Source organism: Micromonospora sp. HK10, assembly GCF_000982955.1.
Taxonomy (GTDB): Bacteria; Actinomycetota; Actinomycetes; order Mycobacteriales; family Micromonosporaceae; genus Micromonospora.
In genome coordinates, this window is the sequence record NZ_KQ058830.1 from 74,972 (window position 1) to 82,264 (window position 7,293).

A 7,293-nucleotide genomic window follows, 5' to 3' on the forward strand; every position below is an offset into this window, starting at 1 on the left:
CTCAGCGCCCCTCGGCGTCGTCCATGGCCCGGTAGATGCGCTGCTCGGAAACCGGGTACGGGGTGCCGAGCGCCTGGGCGAAGACGTTCACCCGCAGCTCCTCGATCATCCAGCGGATCTGCCGGGCCGCCGCGGACTGCCGCTTCGCGGGCGGCAGCGCGGCCAGCAGGTCCTGGTACTCCTTCTGCACCACGGCGATCCGGTCCTGCTGAGACTTGTCCCGCTGCGGGTTGCCCGGCAGCCGGTCCAGCCGGCGCTCGATCGCGGTCAGGTAGCGCAGCAGGTCGGGCAGGCGGGCGTAGCCGGCCTCGGTGACGAAGCCGGCGTGCACCAGGCCGCCGAGCTGGTTGCGGATGTCGGCCAGCGCGGCCACCACGGCCAGGTTCCTCGTCGCGCCGAGCCGCTGCTCCACCGCGTGCGCGGCGGCGAGCACCTGCCGGACCCGGTTCATCACCTCGACCACGGTGTCGACCAGGTCGGCGCGGACCCGGTCGCGCAGCGCGGCGAAGCCCTCGGCGTCCCAGGCCGGGCCGCCCGCCTCGGCCATCAGCTTGTCGATCGCCGCGCCGGTGGCGTCCTCGATCAACGCCTGGACCCCGCCGTGCGGGTTGCGGCTCAGCGCCAGCTTGGCCTCGTTGCTCAGCCGTCCCTGCAGGAACTTCGCCGGGGAGGCCACGGTGAGCCGGAGCAGTCGGCGGGTGCCCGCCCAGTGCGCCGCCTCCTGCTCGCCCGGGGAGTCGAAGACCTTCACCCCGACGGTGGCGCCCTCGTCCACCAGGGCCGGGTACGCGGTCACCGCGTAACCGGCGCGTACCTGCTCGATGGTGCGAGGAAGAACGTCGATGCTCCAGTCACGCAGGCCCGTCCGGGCCACGTCCGGTGCGGCGGCGGCGACGACCTGGCGTACCTCCTGGCGCAGCTCGCGTTGCAGCGCGGGCAGGTCCTTGCCCTCGGCGACCGGCTTGTCGTCCTCGCCGAGCACCCGGAAGGTGACCCGCAGGTGGGGCGGCAGCTTGCCGACGTCCCACGCGTCCGGCGGGACGGTCACCCCCGTCATCCGGCGCAGCTGCCGGGTGAGCGCGTCGAGTAGCGGCTCCTCGCCGGGGGTGATCTGGGCGAGCGCCGCCCGGGCGTAGTCGGGTACCGGCACGAAGTTGCGCCGGATCGCCTTGGGCAGCGACCGGATCAGCGCGATCACCAGTTCCTCGCGCAGCCCCGGCACCTGCCAGTCGAAGCTCTCCGCCGGCACCTGGTTGAGCAGCGGCAGCGGGATGTCCACGGTGACGCCGTCGGTCGGCGTACCCGGGTCGAAGGTGTACGTCAGCGGCAGGGTCACCCCCTCGGCGCGCCACTCGTCCGGGTAGTCGGCCTCGTCCACCCCGCCCCGACCGGCGTTGACCAGCAGCTCGCGGGTGAAGGTGAGCAGCTCCGGCCGCTCCCGGCGGGTCTGCTTCCACCACGAGTCGAAGTGCCGGCCGGAGACCACGTCGGCCGGGATCCGCTGGTCGTAGAACTGGAAGATGGTCTCGTCGTCGACCAGGATGTCCCGGCGCCGGGCCCGGTTCTCCAGCTCCTCGACCTCGGTCAGCAGCCGCTGGTTGTCCCGCCAGAACTGGTGGTGGGTCTGCCAGTCGCCCTCCACCAGGGCGTGCCGGATGAACAGTTCCCGGCTCAGCGCCGGGTCGATCCGGCCGAAGTTGACCTTGCGGGAGGTGACGATCGGGATGCCGTACAGGGTGACCTTCTCGTAGGCCATCACCGCGGCCTGCTTCTTCTCCCAGTGCGGCTCGCTGTAGCTGCGCTTGACCAGGTGCTGGGCGAGCGGTTCGACCCATTCGGGCTCGACCCGCCCGGCGACCCGGCCCCAGAGGCGGGAGGTCTCCACCAGCTCGGCGGCCATCACCCAGCGCGGCGGCTTCTTGAACAGCGCCGAGCCGGGGAAGATCGCGAACTTCGCGCCGCGCGCGCCCAGGTACTCGTGCTTCTGGGCGTCCTTGAGCCCCAGGTGCGACAGCAGCCCGGGCAGCAGCGACTGGTGCACCTTCGGGGTGTCGATCTCCTCCGGCAGGTCCGCGCCGGCACCGCGCCGGCCGCCGTCGCCGCCGGCGTCGGTCGCGCCGCGCCGGCCCCGCCGCCCGTCGCCCGCCTCAGGGGTACGGAGCACCTGGCGCAGCTGACTGACGATGTCCTGCCACTCGCGGACCCGCAGGTAGTTCAGGTATTCCGCCTTGCACATCCGGCGGAACGCGCTGGAGGAGAGCGCCCGCTGCTGCTCGCGCAGATACCGCCACAGGTTGAGGTACGCGACGAAGTCGGACTCCTTGTCGGCGAAGCGGGCGTGCGCCTGGTCGGCCTGGGCCTGCTTGTCGGCGGGGCGCTCGCGCGGGTCCTGGATGGAGAGCGCGGCGGCGATCACGACCACCTCGGTGGCGCAGCCGTTGCGCTCGCCCTCGAGGACCATCCGGGCCAGCCGGGGGTCGACCGGGAGCTGCGCCAGCCGCCGGCCCAGCGGGGTGAGCCGCTTCGCCGGGTCGCTCTCGGCCGGGTCGAGCGCGCCCAGCTCGTGCAGCAGGTTGACGCCGTCGGTGATGTTGCGCCGGTCCGGCGGGTCGAGGAACGGGAACGCGGCGATGTCGCCGAGCCCGATCGAGGTCATCTGGAGGATGACCGAGGCCAGGTTGGTGCGCAGGATCTCCGGGTCGGTGAACTCGGGGCGGTTCTCGAAGTCCTGCTCGTCATAGAGGCGGATGCAGATGCCGTCGGAGGTACGACCGCAGCGCCCCTTGCGCTGGTTGGCCGACGCCTGGGAGACCGGCTCGATGGGCAGCCGCTGCACCTTGAGCCGGCTGGAGTAGCGGGAGATGCGGGCGGTGCCCGGGTCCACCACGTACCTGATCCCGGGCACGGTCAGCGAGGTCTCCGCCACGTTCGTGGCGAGCACCACCCGGCGGTTGGCGTGCGCGGCGAAGACCCGGTGCTGCTCGGCGGTGGAGAGCCGGGCGTACAGCGGCAGGATCTCGGTGCCGAGCAGCGACCGCTTGGACTGCACCAGCTTGCCCAGCGCGTCGGCGGTGTCCCGGATCTCCCGCTCGCCGCTGAGGAAGACCAGGATGTCGCCCGGCCCTTCGGCGGCCAGCTCTTCGACCGCGTCGCCGATGGCCTGGATCTGGTCCCGGACGTTCTCCTCGTCGGCCTCGTCCTCCTCGTCGGCCCCGGTGACCTCGACCAGCGGCCGGTAGCGCACCTCCACCGGGTAGGTCCGGCCGGACACCTCGACGACCGGCGCCGGGTTGCCCTCGGCATCGGCGAAGTGCTTGGCGAACCGGTCGGTCTCGATGGTCGCCGAGGTGATGACCACCTTCAGGTCGGGCCGGCGGGGGAGGAGCTGCTTGAGGTAGCCGAGGATGAAGTCGATGTTGAGGCTGCGCTCGTGCGCCTCGTCGATGATCAGCGTGTCGTACTGGCGCAGCATCCGGTCGGTCTGCAGCTCGGCCAGCAGGATGCCGTCGGTCATGAGCTTGACCAGGCTGTGCTCGCCCACCTGGTCGGTGAAGCGCACCTTGTAGCCGACCACGTCGCCCAGCTCGGTGCCGAGCTCCTCGGCGATCCGGTCGGCCACCGTCCGCGCGGCCAGCCGGCGGGGCTGGGTGTGCCCGATCAGTCCGGTGATGCCGCGCCCCAGCTCCAGGCAGATCTTGGGCAGCTGGGTGGTCTTGCCGGAACCGGTCTCGCCGGCGACGATCACCACCTGGTGGTCGCGGATCGCGGCGGCGATGTCGTCCTTGCGCTCGCTGACCGGCAGCTGCGGCGGGTAGGTGATGGCCGGGACGGCGGCCCGCCGGGACACCAGCCGCGCCTCGGCCCGGCTCACCTCGCCCGCGATCTCGGCCAGGGCCGCGTCCCGGCGCTGCGGGTCGCGTAGCTTGCGCACCCCGTCCAGCCGTCGCTGGAGCCGCCGCTGGTCGCGGAACATCAGCGGGGAGAGGCGGCGGTGCAGGTCGCGGGCGGTCTCGGGGGCGGCGGGTGCGGCTGGATTCTGCATGTCGTCGCCAAGGATAGGCAGCCGGCCGCCCCGCCGCCCGTGGGTTACCGCGCGGTCCGACCCGGGATGCGGGCGTACGGGCGGCGTGCCCGGCCCGGTTGAGCGGTGTCGCGGGCCGGACCGGCTACAGTTCGGCCGACCGGGGTCGACGAGGGGACGGGATGAGCATGCGGGACATCGACCGGGCGCTCGTGCAGGCCGCCACCGCCGTCGCGAAGCTGCGCTGCCGCAGCGACAACCACACCGTCGCGGCCGCCGCGCGCACCACCGACGGGCGGGTCTTCAGCGGGGTGAACGTCTACCACTTCACCGGCGGACCGTGCGCCGAGGTGGTCGCCATCGGCGCCGCGGCAACGGCGGGCGCCGGCGACCTGGAGGCGATCGTCGCCGTCGGCGACCGGGGTCGGGGCGTCATCCCGCCGTGCGGCCGGTGCCGGCAGGTGCTCCTCGACTACTTCCCGTCGATCAAGGTGATCGTCGGGCCGCCGGACGCGCTGCGCCCCGTCCCGGTGACCGACCTGCTGCCCGAGACGTACGTCTGGTCCGACCACCAGGTGGAGGTGCCGGCGGCGCCGCGTACCGGGGTGTGGCCGATGCCGGTGGTGCCGGGCAGCCGGCAGGCCGCCGAGGACTGAGCCCGCTCGGCCGTCGGTCAGTCGCCGGAGGCGGTCTCCAGCATGGCGGTCGGCACCGGCACCTCCGCAAACCGGAGCACGCCCTCGGGCACCTGCCAGCTCAGCACCCGCGCAACCAGCTGGCCGGCGCTCACCGCCGGGTCGTTGGCGTAGAGCTCACGGGCCATCTGCGGGTCCACCGAGAGCACGGCGAAGCCGGTGAACCGGGGGTCGTCGCCGTCGAGGAAGGGGCCGGCGGCCAGGACGGCGCCCTGCTCCACGAGCCCGGCCTGGTGGGCCAGGTGCGCCTGCTGGATCCGGTCGGCGGCGTCCAGCGGCAGCTCGGGCGGATCGTCCGGCCGACCCAGGAGCACCACGGTGTGCTGGTCGAATCGCATGCTGCCAGGGTAGGGGCGCGAACCGGCACACAAGGGCTAACCGGCGGTGCGGGCCCGCAGGGCGCGGATCGACCAGTCCAGCACCGGGCCCAGGCTCTCGCCGACCGACCAGCCGTTGACCACGCAGAGCAGGTGCAGGTACCGCTCGCGGCGCGGGTCGTTCGCGGCGGTCAGCCGGGTCAGCAGCCGCCGCCGCAGGTCGGCGTCGTCGGGCCGCCCGCAGAGCCGGGCGTACCGGGCGGTGGCCGCGGCGACGACCGGATCGGCCGCCGGAGAGGCCGGGTCGACGCCCGCGGCCAGGGCCGGTGCGGCCTCGTCGCGGACCAGCGCCACGGCATCCCGGTGGACGCCCGTACGGCCGGCGCGGTCGGCCGCGTGCTGCTCCGCCAGCCGCCGCAGGCCGGCGCGGAAGTCCGGGTCGCGGGTCAGCTCCGCCAGCTCCAGCCACGCCTCGACCTGCTCGGGTTCGGGGTCGTCGGGCAGCTCGGGGGTCAGTGAGTTCCGAATCCCGGCGAACGCCGGGTCGGCCGCCGGGTCGCCGAGGGTGTCGTCCAGGAACTCCTCGACCAGCCGCCGCCGCTCCTCGGCGGAGAGCCGGGCGAGCCGGTGCAGGAGTTCCGCCTGCTCCGGGGTCGCCGCCCGCCGCGCCAGCACGGTGAGCACCGCGCGCCGCAGCCGCAGTACCCGGATCTGCGCCGCCAGCGCGTCGGCGTGCGCCGCGGCGACCTCGGGCAGGTCCGCCTCCCGGTCCACCACCGCGCGGATCGTGGCCAGGTCGAGTCCCAGATCGCGCAGCGTACGCACCAGGTCGAGGCGGGCGGCGGCGGCCGCGTCGTAGCGCCGGTGGCCGCTCGGGTCGCGGCCGGTCGGCGGCACGATCCCCCGGTCGGCGTAGAACCGGATGGTCTTGACGGTCAGCCCGGTCCGCCGGGCCAGGTCACCGATCGAGTAGCGGGTCTCACCGTTCATGCCGCCCACCTTCGCGCCTCCCCTCGGTGGAGGCGCAACCCGGGGATCGACGGTCGCTGGTTAGGCGACCCTGACCAGCTCGGATAAGGTAAGGCGAACCTAATTCGAGAGGGACGTCCGACCCGTGACCACCGTCGCCGTCCGGCCCGCGCGGGCCGGCACGCCGAGCCGCCGAGGTATCGGCCGCCGCCTCGCCGTCGCCCTGACGGCCGGGCTGGTGCTCCTCCTCGTGCTGCTCGCCAGCCTGGCGCTGGGCAGCCGTCCGCTCGACATCGGCCAGGTCTGGGGCGCCCTGGTCGCCCCGGACGGCGGCGACGCCACCACCATCGTCCGCGAGCTGCGGCTGCCGCGTACCGCCCTGGGCCTGGTGGTCGGGCTGGCCCTCGCCCTGGCCGGAGTGCTGTTCCAGGCGGTCACCCGCAACCCGCTCGCCGAACCGCGCATCCTCGGCGTGAGCGCCGGGGCGTCCGTCGGCGTGGTGCTGGCCATCGCCGTGTTCGGCGTCACCACCCTCACCGGGTACGTCTGGTTCGGCGTGGCCGGGGCGCTGCTGGCCGGCCTGCTGGTCTTCGCCGTCGCCAACCGCACCCGCGAGGGGGCCAGCCCGGTCACCCTCGCGCTGATCGGCGCCGCCCTCGACGCCAGCCTCGGCGCCGTCGTGTACGCGCTGCTCACCATGGACGCCCGCACCTTCGAGGAGTACCGGTTCTGGGTGGTCGGCGGGCTGACCGGCCGGGACACCGGGGTCGCCGTCCAGGTGCTCCCGTTCGTCCTCGCCGGGGTCCTGCTGGCCGCCCTGGTGGCCCGCGGGCTCGACGCGCTCGCCCTCGGCGACGACGTGGCCACCGGGCTGGGCCACCGGACCGCGCTGGTCCGCCTCGGCGCCGGCCTCGGTGGCGTGCTGCTCACCGGCGCGGCGGTGGCCGCCGCCGGGCCGATCGCCTTCGTCGGGCTGGCCGTGCCGCACCTGGCCCGTGCCCTGGTCGGCGCGGACCACCGGTGGACCCTGCTGGTCGCCGCGCTGCTCGGACCGGCCCTGCTGCTCGCGGCCGACATCGCCGGCCGGCTGGTCGCCCCGCCGGGGGAGGTCCCGGCCGGGATCATCACCGCGCTGATCGGCGCGCCGCTGCTCGCCTTCCTGGTCCGCCGCGCCAAGGTGGTGACCGCGTGACCGCCGCCGGCCCCCGCGAGCGGGCGCGTGCCGCCCGAGGCAATCGGGCGACGGCGCCCCGGGGCGGGCCGCGCCGGCCCGGTCGCCGGGTCGGGCAGG

General features: G+C 74.3%; 5 protein-coding genes. 2 read left to right on the forward strand and 3 right to left on the reverse strand.

Annotated features, from left to right (window positions below):
* Window position 1 precedes the first annotated feature (1 nt).
* Window positions 2–4,042: an ATP-dependent RNA helicase HrpA gene (gene hrpA, locus LQ51_RS17190; protein ID WP_046566968.1), complete on the reverse strand. Its 4,041-nt coding sequence runs from the start codon at window positions 4,040–4,042 to the stop codon at window positions 2–4.
* A 161-nt stretch (window positions 4,043–4,203) separates the two neighbouring features.
* On the opposite strand from hrpA, the gene LQ51_RS17195 reads away from it, so the two are divergent.
* Window positions 4,204–4,677, forward strand: coding sequence for a cytidine deaminase family protein (locus LQ51_RS17195; RefSeq protein WP_046566969.1), 474 nt, complete (start codon window positions 4,204–4,206; stop codon window positions 4,675–4,677).
* A gap of 17 nt (window positions 4,678–4,694) precedes the next feature.
* Here the strand turns inward: LQ51_RS17195 and LQ51_RS17200 are convergent, their stop codons facing one another.
* Window positions 4,695–5,054, reverse strand: coding sequence for a YciI family protein (locus LQ51_RS17200; protein ID WP_046566971.1), 360 nt, complete (start codon window positions 5,052–5,054; stop codon window positions 4,695–4,697).
* 36 nt (window positions 5,055–5,090) lie between these two features.
* Window positions 5,091–6,023 (reverse strand): MerR family transcriptional regulator, encoded by a 933-nt coding sequence (locus tag LQ51_RS17205; RefSeq protein WP_046567003.1) that lies wholly within the window; start codon window positions 6,021–6,023, stop codon window positions 5,091–5,093.
* Window positions 6,024–6,147: 124 nt separating this feature from the next.
* On the opposite strand from LQ51_RS17205, the gene LQ51_RS17210 reads away from it, so the two are divergent.
* A complete protein-coding gene (locus LQ51_RS17210) occupies window positions 6,148–7,194 on the forward strand; it encodes a FecCD family ABC transporter permease (protein ID WP_046566973.1) in 1,047 nt (348 codons plus the stop codon).
* Window positions 7,195–7,293: the final 99 nt, after the last annotated feature.